This window comes from Marivita sp. (assembly GCF_965656765.1).
Lineage (GTDB): Bacteria > Pseudomonadota > Alphaproteobacteria > Rhodobacterales > Rhodobacteraceae > Marivita.
In genome coordinates this window covers 15,334-31,511 of sequence record NZ_CBFHLV010000020.1, presented here as the reverse complement: position 1 = coordinate 31,511, position 16,178 = coordinate 15,334, and the positions used below count along the sequence as shown (strand labels likewise).

Annotated in this window: 15 protein-coding genes; 11 read left to right on the top strand and 4 right to left on the bottom strand. The window is 58.0% G+C overall.

Going from position 1 to position 16,178, the window contains the following annotated elements; translation table 11 throughout:
* Positions 1–28: 28 nt before the first annotated feature.
* Positions 29–994, bottom strand: a complete 966-nt coding sequence (gene ubiA / locus ACTG4M_RS07945) for a 4-hydroxybenzoate octaprenyltransferase (protein WP_439123111.1) — start codon at positions 992–994, stop codon at positions 29–31.
* A 24-nt stretch (positions 995–1,018) separates the two neighbouring features.
* Here ubiA and ACTG4M_RS07940 point away from each other — a divergent pair, with 24 nt between their 5' ends.
* From ACTG4M_RS07940 to ACTG4M_RS07930, 3 genes are all read left to right on the top strand, one after another.
* Positions 1,019–1,738 (top strand): 16S rRNA (uracil(1498)-N(3))-methyltransferase, encoded by a 720-nt coding sequence (locus ACTG4M_RS07940; protein WP_439123126.1) that lies wholly within the window; start codon positions 1,019–1,021, stop codon positions 1,736–1,738.
* A 64-nt stretch (positions 1,739–1,802) separates the two neighbouring features.
* Positions 1,803–2,333: a hypothetical protein gene (locus ACTG4M_RS07935; protein ID WP_439123110.1), complete on the top strand. Its 531-nt coding sequence runs from the start codon at positions 1,803–1,805 to the stop codon at positions 2,331–2,333.
* A gap of 63 nt (positions 2,334–2,396) precedes the next feature.
* A complete protein-coding gene (locus ACTG4M_RS07930) occupies positions 2,397–3,767 on the top strand; it encodes a glutamate--cysteine ligase (protein ID WP_439123109.1) in 1,371 nt (456 codons plus the stop codon).
* A 66-nt stretch (positions 3,768–3,833) separates the two neighbouring features.
* On the opposite strand, the gene ggt is transcribed toward ACTG4M_RS07930, so the two are convergent.
* The 3 genes from ggt to ACTG4M_RS07915 all read right to left on the bottom strand — a co-directional run bounded on the left by ggt (position 3,834) and on the right by ACTG4M_RS07915 (position 6,438).
* Entirely contained in the window at positions 3,834–5,411 is a 1,578-nt protein-coding gene (gene ggt, locus ACTG4M_RS07925; RefSeq protein ID WP_439123108.1) for a gamma-glutamyltransferase, read from the bottom strand.
* 315 nt (positions 5,412–5,726) lie between these two features.
* Entirely contained in the window at positions 5,727–6,176 is a 450-nt protein-coding gene (locus ACTG4M_RS07920) for an ATP-binding protein (protein WP_439123107.1), read from the bottom strand.
* Positions 6,136–6,438 (bottom strand): STAS domain-containing protein, encoded by a 303-nt coding sequence (locus tag ACTG4M_RS07915; RefSeq protein WP_439123106.1) that lies wholly within the window; start codon positions 6,436–6,438, stop codon positions 6,136–6,138. Before ACTG4M_RS07915 ends, ACTG4M_RS07920 begins: the two co-directional genes overlap by 41 nt.
* A 128-nt stretch (positions 6,439–6,566) precedes the next feature.
* Here ACTG4M_RS07915 and ACTG4M_RS07910 point away from each other — a divergent pair, with 128 nt between their 5' ends.
* The 8 genes from ACTG4M_RS07910 to ACTG4M_RS07875 all read left to right on the top strand — a co-directional run bounded on the left by ACTG4M_RS07910 (position 6,567) and on the right by ACTG4M_RS07875 (position 16,128).
* A complete protein-coding gene (locus tag ACTG4M_RS07910) occupies positions 6,567–7,730 on the top strand; it encodes an acetyl-CoA C-acyltransferase (RefSeq protein WP_439123105.1) in 1,164 nt (387 codons plus the stop codon).
* 87 nt (positions 7,731–7,817) lie between these two features.
* On the top strand, positions 7,818–8,276 hold the full coding sequence (locus tag ACTG4M_RS07905; protein WP_439123104.1) for a GAF domain-containing protein: 459 nt from the start codon (positions 7,818–7,820) through the stop codon (positions 8,274–8,276).
* A gap of 282 nt (positions 8,277–8,558) precedes the next feature.
* The gene (locus ACTG4M_RS07900) at positions 8,559–9,131 is read left to right on the top strand and encodes a helix-turn-helix domain-containing protein (protein WP_439123103.1); all 573 of its coding nucleotides are present in this window, start codon (positions 8,559–8,561) and stop codon (positions 9,129–9,131) included.
* On the top strand, positions 9,131–9,544 hold the full coding sequence (locus ACTG4M_RS07895) for a GFA family protein (protein ID WP_439123102.1): 414 nt from the start codon (positions 9,131–9,133) through the stop codon (positions 9,542–9,544). Before ACTG4M_RS07900 ends, ACTG4M_RS07895 begins: the two co-directional genes overlap by 1 nt.
* 3 nt (positions 9,545–9,547) lie before the next feature.
* Positions 9,548–10,171 (top strand): LysE family translocator, encoded by a 624-nt coding sequence (locus ACTG4M_RS07890; RefSeq protein WP_439123101.1) that lies wholly within the window; start codon positions 9,548–9,550, stop codon positions 10,169–10,171.
* Between the two features lie 11 nt (positions 10,172–10,182).
* A complete protein-coding gene (locus tag ACTG4M_RS07885; RefSeq protein WP_439123100.1) occupies positions 10,183–12,621 on the top strand; it encodes a GcvT family protein in 2,439 nt (812 codons plus the stop codon).
* Positions 12,618–13,490: a homocysteine S-methyltransferase family protein gene (locus tag ACTG4M_RS07880; RefSeq protein ID WP_439123099.1), complete on the top strand. Its 873-nt coding sequence runs from the start codon at positions 12,618–12,620 to the stop codon at positions 13,488–13,490. The genes ACTG4M_RS07885 and ACTG4M_RS07880 overlap by 4 nt, the downstream gene beginning before the upstream one ends.
* 193 nt (positions 13,491–13,683) lie before the next feature.
* Positions 13,684–16,128 carry a GcvT family protein gene (locus ACTG4M_RS07875; protein ID WP_439123098.1) on the top strand — a complete coding sequence of 815 codons (2,445 nt, stop codon included), beginning with the start codon at positions 13,684–13,686 and terminating at the stop codon, positions 16,126–16,128.
* Positions 16,129–16,178 lie beyond the last annotated feature (50 nt).

Sequence of the window (16,178 nt, the reverse complement as noted above, 5' to 3'; positions counted from 1 at the left end):
CGATACGCCGCAGAGCCAGAGAGTGCAATCACACGAAAAGCGCTATGGCAAAAAACAGCACAGGGATCAGCCCCGCATCGCGGTTGGAGCGGAAGAGTTGGAGCAACCTGTCCATGTCCTCCAGGCTGAGCCGCCGCATTTGCCACATCATGTGCCACCCCATTGCCCAAGGCCCGCCAAGCGCGATCACAAGCGCAAAAATCTCGCCTCTGGGGGCGGCAAGGATGATGGCGAAACCCATGAGCGAAACAGTGATCACGAGGAACCAAGCGAGGTATTTCGGGGTCTCTTCACCAAAGAGGCGCGCCGTTGATTTGACGCCAATCAGGGCGTCGTCCTCTTTGTCCTGATGGGCATAGATGGTATCGTAGAAGAGTGTCCACGCCATGCCCGCCAGATAGAGGCAGACCGCAGGCCATTGCAGTTCGCCGGTATGGGCGGTCCACGCAAGCAGCGCCCCCCAGTTAAAGGCGATTCCCAAAAACACTTGCGGCCACCACGTGAACCGCTTGGCAAACGGGTAAATCGCAACAGGCACCAGTGCGATGATCCCAAGAATGATGGCTTGCAGTGGGAACGTGATAAGAATGCAAAACGCGATCAGTGACTGGATCACGGCCCATGCCAATGCCTGTTTCGCGCTGACCTGACCTGACGGAATGGGGCGGGACGCAGTGCGTGCGACCGATCCGTCGAAATCACGGTCGGTGATGTCGTTCCATGTGCAACCCGCACCACGCATCAGGAAGGCACCGATGCCGCACCCGAAGATGATCCAAGCGTCGAACAATCCCATTTCACCCGTATGAAACATTGCAAGCAGCGTGCCCCAGACGCAGGGCAGGTAAAGCAACCACGTGCCAATGGGCCGGTCCGCGCGGCTTAGCCGAAGATAGGGGCGGGTCCATGCTGGCGCATATGTGTCGACCCAATTGCCCGTGACGGCATCGGCAACCTGACCGCTCTGGTCTGGTGAAATCTGCGGGCCGGGCATATGTGTTGCTCCATGAGTTCGAAAATGCGTGCGAAAGTCAGGCTTTTTGTAGAGCAGCCGCTTGGGGCGGCACAACCGGTTCCTCTGACGCGGGAGCAGGCGCATTACCTGTTTGGTGTGATGCGCATGAGCGTTGGCGGTCTGGTGGCGCTGTTCAACGGGCGCGACGGTGAATGGCAGGCCCAAGTCGCCGAGGCGGGAAAGCGCGGTGGCATTTTGGTCTGCCGCGAACAGTCTCAGCCGCAATCGACCCCTCCGGACCTTTGGCTTCTGTTCGCACCAATCAAGAAGGCGCGCACCGATTTCATAGTCGAAAAGGCCGCTGAGATGGGCGTGCGGCGCATCATTCCTGTGCAAACGGCATACACCAATTCCGAGCGTATTCGGCAGGACCGGCTGCAAGCACATGCCATTGAAGCGGCTGAGCAATGCGGAGGTGTGTTTGTGCCCGAGGTGGCAGAGCTGACCAAGTTGGACCGAGTGTTGTCCGATTGGAACACCGCCCGGAGCATCGCGTTTTGCGATGAGGCTTTGGCTGGAGAGAGCGGTCGGTTGCCAGACGCGCCAGGACCGTGGGCGATTTTGATTGGTCCCGAGGGGGGATTTTCAGACGCTGAGCGCACACGGTTGCGGGCGATGGATCACACCTCTGCCATCAGCCTTGGGCCGCGTATTTTGCGCGCCGATACAGCCGCGGTTGCGGCGCTGACTGTTTGGCAGAGTACGTTGGGGGATTGGGCATGACGGCATATCGGTCAACCGTAACGCACGTATCCGTCAACGGATGCGGCGCATAGGAGGATATGGCATGAGCTTTATCCGACCAGAAGTGCGCGCGATGTTCTTGCGGTGGCGCGAGGCGCTTGTGGGTGCAGCAATCCTGTTGCTTGGTTTGTATTGGAGTTTCGGCGTGACGCCGGGCCTGCTGTCCTGGGTCGGGTATCTTGCCCTGATCATTGGCGCGATATTGCTTTTTGCCGGAGTGCAACGCGGTCGGGCGCGCATGGGCGGGGGCGGCCCCGGTGTCGTGCAAATCGTGGAACGGCGCATTGGATATTTCGGGCCGTTGAATGGCGGGCTTGTCGATCTTGAGGCGGTGACCTCAATCAGCCTTGATCCAACCGAACACCCTCGCCACTGGATTATCACCCATGAAGGTGGTCCTGCGCTGCATGTCCCGATCAACGCGGAAGGTGCAGATGTGCTGTTCGATGCCTTTTCGAGCCTGCCCGGCCTAAGCCCCGGTCGTGTTGCGTCGACCTTGAAACATGAGGGCACTGCGCCAATTGTGCTTTGGCGCAGACCAGACCTTGAGAAACGCATTGCGCGCCTGCATTGACAGCCCGATGAATTCAGCCCAAGGCTGACGCCAATTCAAGAGCAGACAGACCGGAGACGCGCCATGTCCATACCCCAATCCGGCGGCGGGCCCATCGAACATCAAGACCAGTTGGCGCAGTATCTCGCCGAGGGCTGTAAGCCCAAAGAAGATTGGCGGATCGGCACCGAACATGAAAAGTTCGGCTATTGCAAAGACAGCTTGAAACCCTTGCCCTACGAAGGCACGCGGTCAATCCTTGCGGTGCTCGAAGGCTTGCGCGACGGGCATGGCTGGTCGCCGGTGACCGAAGGCCAATACCTTATTGGTTTGGAAAAAGATGGAGCGAATATCTCGCTCGAGCCGGGTGGCCAGCTGGAATTGTCGGGCGCGCCGCTTGAGACCATTCACCAGACCTGCGACGAGGTGAACGATCACTTGCGCGATGTAAAGGACATCTCGGACAAGATCGGTGTTGGGTTTATCGGTCTGGGCGCGGCTCCGATCTGGTCACATGATGACATGCCACTGATGCCCAAAGGCCGGTACAAGCTGATGGACAGCTACATGGAGAAAGTCGGCACAGCTGGCACGACCATGATGCGGCGCACCTGTACGGTTCAGGTAAACCTCGACTTTTCATCCGAAGCGGACATGGTGCAGAAGATGCGCGTGGCTTTGGCGTTGCAGCCAGTGGCCAATGCCTTGTTCGCAACGTCGCCGTTTTTCGAGAACAATCTGAACGGTCACAAAAGCTGGCGTGGCCGGGTTTGGCGTCATCTGGACGATGCGCGTACGGGCATGTTGCCATTTGTCTTTGAAGACGGTTTTGGTTTCGAAGCATGGGTTCAATATGCGCTCGATGTGCCAATGTATTTTGTCTACCGCGACGGGATCTACCATGACGCGCTGGGGCAATCGTTCCGCGATTTTCTAAAGGGCGAGTTGCCAGCGTTGCCGGGCGAAACACCAACACTGTCGGATTGGGCGGATCACCTGACAACGATCTTCCCAGAAGCACGGGTCAAGAAGTTCATCGAAATGCGCGGTGCTGATGGTGGCCCATGGCGGCGTCTGTGTGCGCTGCCTGCTTTCTGGGTCGGATTGACATACGATCAAGGCGCGCTGGATGCGGCGTGGGATTTGGTCAAGGACTGGGATGCCGAGACCCGCGAAGGTTTGCGCGTTGCCGCTTCGGTAGACGGGCTTCAGGCCGAGGTGAACGGGATTAAGATGCACGATCTGGCGCGTGAAGCGTTGAAGATTTCCGAAGCTGGTCTGGTCGCTCGGGCCCGCCCCGGAGCCGGAGGCCTGGTGCCGAACGAGACACATTTCCTGAACGCGCTTAAAGAAAGCGTGGAGACAGGCAAGACGCTCGCCGATGAACTGATCGACCATTATAATGGCGATTGGAATGGCGATATAAGCCGGATTTACAGCGAATACAGTTACTGACCAGGCGGCAAACTTCCAAAAGATCTCGCCCGGCTTTTCGAAAAGCCGGGCGCTGTATTGGTATCTTCAGTAGCCGATGGCACAGCCGTCCTTGCGAGGATCGGACGCGCCTTCGAGAACACCATGTTCATGGATCAGGATGGCCTGAGCCCCGCCGATGGCGACCTCGGGTGTTTCCACCTCGTGGCCCATCTCGGTCAATTCGGCGCGTACGGCGTCTGAATACCCACGCTCCATCATCAGCTTGCCGTTCTCAGCAAAACAACGCGGTGCATCAAGCGCCGCCTGCGGATCGAGCCCAAAATCGGTCATATTGGTGATCGCACGTGCATGGCCGCAGGATTGATACTGTCCTCCCATCACACCGAACGGCATCGCCACCCGCCCGGAATCTCGAATGATGCCCGGAATGATCGTGTGCATGGGACGCTTGCCCCCGCCGTATTCGTTGGCGTGACCTTCTTGCAGGGTAAAGCCCGCACCACGGTTCTGTAGCAGGATACCGAATTTTTCGGACGCAAGCCCAGACCCGAAGCTGTGGAACACCGAATAGATCAACGACACGACCATGCGGTCTTTGTCGACCACGGTGATGTAGATCGTGTCTTTGTGCACCGCTTCGCTAAGCGCTGCAGGACCGGCCATCGCTTTTTTCGGGTTGATCAAGGTTGCAAGTTTTTGGGCTGTCTCCATCGACAGCATATGATCCAGCTTGGTCATGTGTTCGGGATCAGCCACAAAGCGGTTGCGCGCATCATAGGCCAGCTTGGTTGCTTCGGCCTCGATATGGGCCCGCTCTGCGCCGAACGGATCAAGCGAGGCAAGGTCGAACTGTGACAGGATGTTGAGCAGCAAGATCGCGGTTGCGCCTTGGCCGTTGGGCGGATGCTCGAGCAATTCGCGCCCTTGGTAAGTGCCGCTGATCGGGACGCCGATGGTGGTTTCCGCATTGGCGAAATCCTCAGCGGTGTGCACACCGCCCAGCGCGTTGAGCGTTGCCAACATATCGTCGGCCACTTCACCGGTATAAAACCCATCGCGCCCGTCCTTTGCGACGCGGCGCAGCACCTCGGCATTGCCCGGCAGGCGGAACACTTCACCGCGTTTCGGGGTCGAGCCTTGCATCAGGTAATGCGTCCGAGCGTGATCTTGCAGCAGGTGCGCATTGGTTTCCCAATCCCACGCAACGCGGTCCGCGACGGGCAAGCCGTTTTCCATATAGTCAATGGCCGGGGCGAGGCTGTCGGCGATGCCAAGTCGGCCCCATTTTTCCGACATGGTGCAGAACGCATCCATCGCGCCGGGGATGGTGACTGCCTCGGGACCATAAAGGGGGACCGCGGCCTCGCCCCTGTTGCGCAGATCATCAGCTTTGGCGGCCGCTGGTGCGCGGCCCGAGCCGTTGACAGCGATGACATCGTCATCACCCGCGGGTGAAATCAGCGCGAAACAATCGCCACCGATCCCGGTCATCGCCGGTTCGGCTTGTCCAAGAATAACCGCCCCTGCAATCGCGGCGTCAACGGCATTGCCACCCCGCTTGAGTACATCGACAGCAGCTTGGGCTGCCAATGGGTGTGATGTTGCACACATGCCGTTTGTCGCCATCACCGCAGAGCGGCCCGGCATCTGGAAATCGCGCATAGGACTTGTCCCCCTCTTTTGTCGGTCAAAATAGGCAGACGCGAGTGGAGGTCAATCAGTGATGTGAGGGAGAAGGTAGTACCTCGACGTCGTACACTGGGTGGGGGCTGTTAACGGTACGACGCCGAGGTGAAGCTTTGTGCAGCTACCCTTACGTTTTGCCCTTTAACAGCGACCAAAATTCGAAGCGAGTGTGGCCATTGTTTGGCACTGTTTCTGGCGAGTTGGCGCATTGGCCCGCAAATACAGGACTATTTCCGGGATCGCGACAATCCTTTGAAAATTGTCAAAATCTTGGCAGGGCAGATTCGAGGTTCAGACCGAAAAAATGAGGGAAAGGCAGTTTCTACCAATTTTTCGAGAATAACGAATCTCTGATGTGAGGCTTCGAATCAGAAACCAGCCATAACCACCTTCGCTGAGGTCGTTTGGGTTTGGGTTCCGTCCCTCGGGAATCGTGCTACTGGGGAAGGGATTGCCCCAATCTGTCAGGTGGATTTCGAGTTGGTCGGTCACCGATTCAACACGTAACGCGACGGCGCCAAGTGTTGTCGATGCATAGGCATGTTCGACCACGTTGTTCAGCGCCTCGGCAAGAACAAGTTGCGCGTCATCGCGCAAATTTTGGAAATCAGTCCCCCGCAGCGCGTGATCGACCTGCCCGAGGATCAGCGGGGTCGCAGCATCCATCGCCGGGAAACACAGATCAATCAGACGCGTTACGTCAGCCTGTGCCAGCGTCAACAGCTTGATCCGCTGTGTCATGAATCGAAAAGATCGTATCCATCCGGGTCAGGCGGAACACCTTGTCGACGATTGGCTGCAACGCGGCCAGTTCCAGCGTTTGCCCTGGGCGCAACTGCTTCATCGATGCGACAACGGCACCTAGTCCACTTGAATCGATAAAGTCGACCTGTTGTAGATCAAGAATGAATCGTCCTTTCTGACGCGATGTCAGAGTGCGCATCTCTTCTTTGAACTGGAGCGCGTTGGGCGCGTCGATCCGGGGGGCGTTCACGCGTATCACAGTGGCGGTTGCGGAAGGTTCAACAATTAGTTCCATAAGGCCTCGGCGTTTGATGTCCCGCAGACCCTAGACGCCAATCGTTACCATCCGGTATGCAAGGCCGAACTGCATAGAATGGGGAAGCTGCGATGCCAGACGTTGTGATCACCGGTGCCGCGCGTACCGCGATGGGGGGCTTTCAAGGCGCATTTTCCAGTGTCACTGCGGCCCAACTTGGCGGCACTGCAATCCGGGCGGCACTGGGACAAGCAGACGGGCCTATGATTGACGAGGTGCTCATGGGCTGCGTCTTGCCAGCTGGGCAAGGACAGGCCCCAGCACGGCAGGCGGGATTTGCCGCAGGTCTGGGCGAAGAGGTGCCTGCAACTACGCTCAACAAGATGTGTGGGTCTGGGATGAAAGCCGCAATGATGGCGTTTGACGCCATTGCCCTTGGCCGCGCGACTGCCATCGTCGCGGGAGGCATGGAATCGATGACCAACGCGCCTTACCTTTTGCCCAAGATGCGTGGCGGTGCACGTATTGGGCACGGCCAAGTCATCGACCATATGTTCCTTGACGGGTTGGAAGACGCCTATGACAAGGGCCGCCTGATGGGAACGTTTGCCGAAGACTGCGCCGAAGCATTTCAATTCACGCGTGAGGCACAGGACGCATATGCGCTGCGATCGCTGTCCAATGCTTTGGAGGCACAGGCATCGGCTGCCTTTGTGGATGAAATCACCCCTGTGACCATCTCTGGCCGTAAGGGCGAAGTCACAGTGCACACGGATGAACAGCCGGGCAATGCGCGGCCAGACAAGATCCCGACACTGAAACCGGCGTTCCGCAAGGATGGCACCGTTACCCCGGCAAACAGCTCGTCAATCTCGGATGGTGCTGCTGCGCTGGTTCTGACGACCGCTGACGCCGCAGGCGATCGTGCACGCGCACGGATTGTTGGTCATGCAAGCCACGCGCAAGCCCCCGGGTTGTTCACGACAGCCCCGGTTCCTGCGGCCCGGAAACTGCTCGACCAGATCGGCTGGTCAAAAGATGACGTCGATTTATGGGAAGTGAATGAAGCATTCGCTGTCGTGCCGATGGCGTTCATGCATGAAATGGGACTTTCCCGCGATATCGTGAACGTCAACGGTGGCGCTTGCGCGTTGGGCCACCCAATCGGCGCATCCGGCGCGCGGATCATGGTGACGCTGCTCAACGCCTTGGAAAAGCGCAGCCTTAAGCGCGGAGTGGCCGCGATTTGTATCGGTGGGGGTGAAGGCACAGCCATTGCCATCGAACGACTCTGACCTTCTCGGGTTCAAAAATACCTCGGGGGTGAGGCCAGAGGCCGAGGGGGCAGCGCCCCCTGTCCCCGACCTGCTAAAGGCTCTGACATGACAATTGATTACCCAACCCTTGCAAAAACTATCGCTGCGCTTACCGACGGGGAAAGCGACGCGGTCAGTTTGATGGCGACCGTCGCCTGCGAGGTCCATCATGCTGATGATCGGTTCGACTGGACGGGGTTTTATCGTGTCGCCGGGCGCGATTTACTCAAGATCGGACCGTACCAAGGCGGCCATGGATGCTTGTCTATTCCTTTCACACGTGGTGTGTGCGGAGCTGCGGCACGGACCGGCCAAGTGCAATTGGTGTCAGACGTTGACGCCTTTCCCGGTCACATTGCCTGTGCCTCAAGCACCCAGTCCGAGCTTGTGCTGCCAGTTTGGAATGGGACGGGGCGGTTGCTGGGCGTGCTGGACATCGACAGCGATCAGCCGGATGCATTCACACAGGACGACGCTGATGCTTTGGCCGTCATCCTTAAGGATACTTTTTCGTCAGTCCTTTAGAGCGTTTGTGCCCTTGCAGCGTTGGATCACGCAATGCCGATGAAGGACAAAATGGCTAACACGATAACGACAAGGCCGACGAGATAAATGATGCGGTTCATGGGATTCTCCTGACTATTGTCTTTTGTAACCTCACAACCGGAATGTTTGGGGTTTGGTTCCGTGTGCTTATTCCCGCCTGATGTTGCTTACATCTTCGTCAGAACCAGCTTGTGAAAATTTCTTTTGATTTTTCACAAATTCATGTCATGAAATTTGTGAAAGAAATTTCATGAGCGACTCGTGCAACACGATCCGATACTTCACAGCAAGACGCTTGGCGCGGACCTTCGGGCACTGCGCAAAGCGCGTGGGCTGACACTGCAGGACATTGCGGATCGTCTTGGGCGATCTGTTGGCTGGGTTAGCCAGATCGAACGCGATCTGTCGGAACCGTCCATCACCGATCTGCGGCACATCGCAAAGCTGTTTGATGTGCCCGTATCACTGCTGTTCGGGACCCCAAATGTGCAAGCGGCAGAGGCAGGCTACGTTGTACGGTCAGGCGCGCGGCGGCCGATTGGCAGCGGAGATACAGGGCTGGTCGAGGAACTGCTCTCACCTGATCTGTCAGACGATTTCGAGATGGTCCATTCCACGTTTCAACCGCACAGCCGCATTGGCGAGGTTGTGACCCGACCCACGCAAGAGGTCGGATATCTCTTGTCCGGAAAGCTCGATCTGATCATCAGCGATCGACGATTTACTCTGACGCCGGGTGACAGCTTTCGTATCAAGGCCGAGCCGTTCGAGTGGATTAATCCATATGATGACCCTGCTGTTGCGATCTGGGTCATCGCCCCACCGGTGTATTGATGAGCCCGGCATCCAACACCGCAGCCAAAGATCCGGCGACGCTAACCGGAGGCTGCTTGTGCGGTGCAGTCACGTATTCGACCCATGGCGCAGCCGGAGCCCCCGCAGCTTGCCACTGCACACAGTGCCGCAAACAATCAGGGCATGTCTGGGCGTCGTCTTATGTTCCGAACGGAACGCTTGAAATCATGGGCGAAGTGCGTTGGTTTCACTCTTCTGAGAAAGCCAAACGCGGGTTCTGCCCGACCTGCGGATCGGCGCTGTTCTGGGACCATGAGGATGATCCCTTTATCTGTTTCTCGACCGGTTCGATCGACGGGCCTACGGGCCTGACCTTACGTGGTCATATCCATACGAAAACCAAGGGCGATTACTACGACATCAACCCTAACGATCCGCAACGCGAGGACTGACCGATGCTCGACCTCGCCCTCACCATACCGTTTTGGACGTACATTACCTTTATGGGCGCGGCGTTTGTTCTGTACGTGACGCCCGGGGCGGACATGATGTTCACACTGGCCAGCGGAATGCGCGGCGGCGCGCTGTCTGGCATGGCCGCGGCTGCGGGAATCGGCCTGGGCGTCATGGGACATGTTCTGATCGCAGCGGCGGGCTTGGCTGTGCTTTTGCTCACCTATCCCATTGCCTATGACGCGCTGCGGTATGCGGGGGCCGCGTATCTGCTTTGGCTCGCCTATCACACATGGACCGACACGTCGGATCCGGCCGAAAGACGGGGCCGCAGCGACACGTGGCGCGCGTTTAGGCGGGGTTTTCTGACCAACATTTTGAACCCCAAGGTGGGTCTTTTTGTGCTGGCCTTCCTTCCGCAGTTCGCCAATCCGGACATTGGTCCGGTCTGGCAGCAAATCCTGATCCTTGGCACTTTGCTCGCTGTTGGTGAACTGGTCGTCTACTGCGTGCTTGGCGGTTTTGCCGGCCTTGCCGCAGCCCGCATCCAGCGCGCATCTGGCTGGATCAACAAACTATCCGCAATCGTCTTCGGCGGGCTCGCGCTGCGCCTTGCCTGGAACTGAGGAGAGCTTCCATGTCCGACTTCCCAACAACCACTCGTGTCGTCATCATCGGAGGCGGTGTGGTCGGCGCGTCCTGCGCTTATCACATCGCCAAAGCGGGCTGGGATTGCGTCCTGCTGGAAAAGAACGAACTGACTGCGGGGTCCACGTGGCACGCAGCCGGGAATTGCCCGTCTTTCAGCAGCTCTTGGGCAATCATGAACATGCAACGGTATTCTCTGGAACTCTATCGCGGACTTGCCGACGAGGTGGATTATCCGATGAACTACCACGTCACCGGATCTATCCGGCTGGCCCATTCTAAAGAACGAATGCTGGAATTTGAACGCGCCCGTGCCATGGGGCGGTATCAGGGTCTCGATCTTGAGATGATCGCGGTCTCGGACATGAAAGAGCGCTATCCGTTCATGGAAACCCACGATCTTGCTGGAGGTCTATACGATCCTGACGATGGCGACATTGATCCGGCACAACTGACGCAAGCCCTGGCCAAAGGGGCGCGTCAGATGGGGGCCAGCATTCAGCGTTTTTGCCCCGCCACAGGCGTCACACGCAAAGGCGATACATGGATCGTGCACACCGAAAAGGGCGACATCACCTGCGAGAAAGTGGTCAACGCAGCAGGCTACTATGCCCAGCGCGTCGGCGAATGGTTCAAGCCTTATGGCGGGCGCACCGTGCCGATGGCAGTCATGAGCCACCAGTTTTTCCTGACAGAACCGGTGGCCGAACTTGAAGCGTGGTCAAAGGAAAATGGCAAACTGCCGCTGCTGCGCGATGTCGATAGCAGCTATTACCTGCGGCAAGAAAAAATGGGGCTGAACCTTGGCCCCTACGAGCGGAACTGCAAAGGCCACTGGATGACACCAGATGATCCGATGCCCGACGACTTCAGCTTTCAGCTTTATCCTGACGATCTTGAACGGCTTGAGTGGTACATTGAAGACGCCATGGCCCGCGTGCCAATTCTTGGCGCATCTGGGGTGGGACGTGTGATCAACGGTCCGATCCCCTATGCGCCCGATGGCCTGCCCCTGATAGGCCCAATGCCCGGGGTGCCCAATGCCTTTGAGGCCTGTGTGTTCACCTTTGGCATCACTCAAGGTGGCGGCGCGGGCAAAGTTTTGGCCGAGTGGGTCACCGAAGGCCAGACCGAATGGGATATGTGGGCCGTCGATCCGCGGCGCTACACAGATTACACCGATCAAGACTACTGCGATCAGAAGGCCATCGAGGTTTACGGCCATGAATACGCGATGCACTTCCCGCACCACGAATGGCCCGCTGGACGCGACAAAAAGCTGTCGCCGGTGCATGACAAGATCGTCTCGCAGGGTGGTGTGATGGGCGCATATAATGGCTGGGAACGCGCTAATTGGTTCGCGCAGCCGGGGGATGACACGTCAGAGGAAAGCACACAAACATGGACACGCTCTGGTCCGTGGCAGCAGCGCATCAAAGAAGAATGCGAAGCTGTGCGCGACGCGGCAGGCGTGATCGCTATTTCTGGCTTCACGCGCCTATCGGTCGAAGGTCCGGGTGCGCGCGACCATATCGATGCGCTCACCTGTTCTGCCTTGCCGCAACCGGGGCGCGTAGGTCTCGCTTATTTCCCCGACGACCGGGGGCGCATCCTGACCGAAATGTCGGTGATCCCGCAAAGCGACGAGGCGATCTGGCTGATCACGGCCGCTGTAGCACAATGGCACGACCGCGATGTTCTGCTGCGCAACCTGCCAGAGGGGGTAGAGATCCACGACCGCTCGACAAAATACGAGTGTTTCCTCGTCACCGGCCCCAAGGCGCGCGATATGCTGGCACCGCTGACCGATGCCGATCTAACCCTGCCTTGGTTGTCCTATCAAGAAGCAGAAGTATGCGGCGCACCCTGTGTTCTGCTGCGGGTGTCGTTCGCCGGTGAACTGGGCTGGGAGGTGCATTGCCTGACCAGTGATGCACCCGCAATCTACGATGTCATTCTGAACGCAGGCGCCAAACCCTTCGGCATGTATGCGCTCAATTCTCTGCGGATCGAAAAAGGATACCGCGCGTGGAAAGGCGATCTTTCGACCGACTATACAATGCTTGAAGGCGGGCTGGACCGGTTCGTCAAGCTCGACAAACCGCAGGAATTCCCCGGCAAGGCGGCGCTGCAAAACGAAAAGCAGCAGGGCGTGAAGAAGCGGTTTGTTACCTTGACCGTCGATGCGGGCGCGTATGATGCGCCGTATATGTCGACCTTATGGTATGACGGGCAGGTTGTGGGCGAAACCACGTCGGGCGATTGGGGCTACCGGGCCAATACCTCTATTGCGCTGGGGATGGTGAAAGCCAATCTGGCCACCCCCGGAACAGAACTTCATATCGACATCTACGGTGAAATGCGCAAGGCGGTGGTACAGCCAGAGGAACCTCTCTGGGATCCGCAGAACGAGAGGCTTCGCGCATGACACCCACAATTCTGGACGGCGGCATGGGTCAGGAGCTCGTTCGCCGTTCCGGCACTTCGCCTACGCCACTCTGGGCCACGCAGGTCATGATCGACATGCCCCATCTGGTACGGGACATTCATGCCGATTACTTCGCAGCAGGCGCGGACATCGCGACGACCAATACCTATGCCACCCATCACGACCGGCTGGCGGGCACAGCGTTCGAGAACAAGTTCAAAGACCTGCATCGAATTGCACTTGATATGGCATTGGAGGCACGGGACGCACACGGGTCAGGTCTAATCGCAGGTAGCATCGGCCCCCTTGGCGCATCTTACCGTGCAGACTTGCAGCCTGCACATCACATCGCTGTCGATCTTATGGCCGAGATTGCCCGACTGATCGCACCAGATTGCGATATTCTGCTGTATGAGACTGTCATTTCCGCCGCCCAAACCCGCGCCGCATTGGAAGCCGCCCGAGGCTTGGGTAAGCCGATCTGGATCGCGTTTTCGGTAGACGACGAAGACGGCAGCCGCTTACGGTCTGGTGAGGCTTTGTCCGATGCCGTCGCCCTTTGCGGGGACGCCGCCGCTTTGTTGGCCAATTGCTCTGCCCCCGAGGCGATGCCTGCCGCGATTGACGTGCTCAAGGCCAGTGGCAAACCCGTCGGAGCCTATGCCAATGCGTTTACTCAGATCACCAAAGAATTCCTGCAGAACAAATCCACCGTCGATGCCCTAAGCGCCCGCCGCGATATGGGGCCAGAGGCCTATGCCGACCAAGCCAGCAATTGGATCGAACATGGCGCGACGCTCGTGGGAGGATGTTGTGAAACCGGGCCAGACCACATCGCGGAACTATCCCGACGGTTCGGAAAAGGCTGACCACAATGTGCAATGGGGCGCAAACGTACCGATCTGATTTCAAACAGTTGTTAAGGTTAACGCGCCCGCTCCCACTTCTTCTTTTTACAAATATGCAAACGCCTAAGCCGCCACATCGCCGAACACTGATCATGGGCTGGACCATCATCACAAAGACATTGGCTAAGACCCAACGACACCAAGGAGACGTCTTATGACCCTTCCCGCCCATGCCCGCGCTGTCATCATTGGTGGTGGAGTCATCGGCTGCTCTGTCGCATATCACCTCGCCAAACTGGGCTGGACCGACGTCGTTCTATTGGAACGCAAACAGCTGACGTCCGGCACAACATGGCATGCGGCCGGACTGATCGGGCAATTGCGGGCCTCGTCGAATATGACAAAGCTCGCCAAGTATACAGCTGATCTGTATTCCAACATTGAAGAAGAAACCGGCGTTGCCACTGGGTTTCGCAAGACCGGCTCAATCTCTGTTGCGCTCACAACTGAACGCCATGAAGAATTGCGTCGCACAGCAGCGATGGCGCGCGCTTTTGGCGTTCCGGTTGAGGAAATCGACACAGCCGAGATCAAACGGAAATACGCACATCTAAACACGGATGATGTGGTCGGTGGCGTGTACTTGCCCAGTGACGGCCAAGGCGACCCTGCCAACATCGCGCTGGCGATGGCCAAAGGGGCGCGTCAGATGGGAGCCAAAATCTTTGAAAGAACCAAAGCCACTGGCGTGACCCGTGACGGGCGCCGGATCACATCTGTGGAATGGGCGGCCGAGGATGGCAGCGCGGGCACGATCACCTGCGATCATATCGTCAATTGCGCGGGCATGTGGGGCCGCGAAGTCGGGCAGATGCTCGGGGTCAACGTGCCGCTGCAAGCGTGCGAGCATTTCTACATCGTGTCCGAACCCATCGCTGGCTTGACGTCGTTGCCAGTTTTGCGGGTACCCGACGAATGCGCATATTATAAAGAAGACGCCGGCAAAATGATGCTGGGCGCGTTTGAGCCTGTGTCAAAACCTTGGGGCATGAACGGCATCTCGGAAAGCTTTGAGTTCGATCAGCTGCCCGAGGATTTCGATCACTTTGAGCCGATCCTAGAAGCGGCGGTAAACCGGATGCCGATGCTGGCCGAGGCGGGGATTCATACGTTCTTTAACGGACCTGAAAGTTTCACGCCGGACAACGCCTATCATCTTGGACAAGCGCGCGAGATGGACAATGTCTGGGTCGCGGCAGGTTTCAACTCGATTGGGATCCAATCCGCAGGTGGTGCGGGTATGGCGCTGGCGCAGTGGATTGAGGATGGGGCTAAGCCATTCGATCTGGGCGATGTCGATATCGCACGTGCGCAGCCGTTCCAGCGCAACCGGCGATACCTCAAGGAACGGGTGACAGAGTCGCTGGGCCTTCTCTACGCAGACCACTATCCTTATCGCCAAAAGGCGACAGCACGTGGTGTGCGGCGCACACCGTTCCATCAACAGCTTTTGGAACAGGGCGCTGTGATGGGCGAAATGGCAGGCTGGGAACGCGCGAACTGGTACGCAACAGACGGCCAGACCCCTGAATACGCCTATAGCTGGAAACGCCAGAATTTCTTCGACAACGTGGCCCGTGAACACAAGGCGATCCGCGAAAACGTCGGCATGTACGACATGTCATCCTTTGGCAAGTTACGCGTCGAAGGCCCGGATGCCGAAGCGTTCCTGAACCATGTTGGAGGTGGTGATTTTTCAGTGTCAGTGGGCAAAATCGTCTACACTCAATTCCTAAACGCGCGCGGTGGGATCGAAGCCGATGTGACCGTCACACGCTTGACCGAGACCTGTTATCTGGTCGTCACCCCGGCCGCCACACGGGCCGCCGATCAAATCTGGTTGCAACGCCATGTTGGGAATCGACGCGTGGTGATCACCGACGTGACAGCAGGCGAAGCTGTGCTTGCGGTCATGGGACCGAACGCTCGTAAGGTGATGCAGGCCGTGTCGCCGGATGATTTTTCGACTGCCACTAACCCTTTTGGCACCGCGCAAGAGATCGAGATCGGTCTGGGCATCGCACGGGCGCACCGAGTGTCCTATGTCGGCGAATTGGGCTGGGAGATCTATGTCTCGGCTGATCAGGCCGGGCATGTGTTCGAAACTTTATACGAGGCGGGACAAGAGCAGGGAATGACGCTTTGCGGGATGCACGCAATGGATACCTGCCGAATCGAAAAGGCGTTCCGGCATTTTGGCCATGACATAACGTGCGAGGATCATGTGCTGGAGGCTGGTCTTGGCTTTGCTGTCAAAAGTGCGAAACCTGATTTCATTGGCCGTGATGCGGTTTTGCAAAAGCGCGAGGCTGGTTTGCAAAACCGGCTGCTGCAATTTCGGCTGATCGATCCCGAGCCTTTGTTGTATCACCATGAACCAATCCTACGCGATGGAGAGATTGTCGGCTATCTGAGTTCTGGCGCGTATGGGCACCATCTGGGCGCAGCGATTGGTCTGGGCTACGTGCCCTGTGCCGGGGAAAGTGCGGCGCAGCTTTTGGCATCCAGCTATGAGATCGATGTCGCGGGAACGCGGGTGGCGGCGGAGGTGTCATTGAAGCCGATGTATGACCCAACATCCGAGCGGACCAAGGTCTAGGCCGGCGGGTTAAGACCCGTTTTCTGAGCCTTGCCCCATATCGTCAAGCT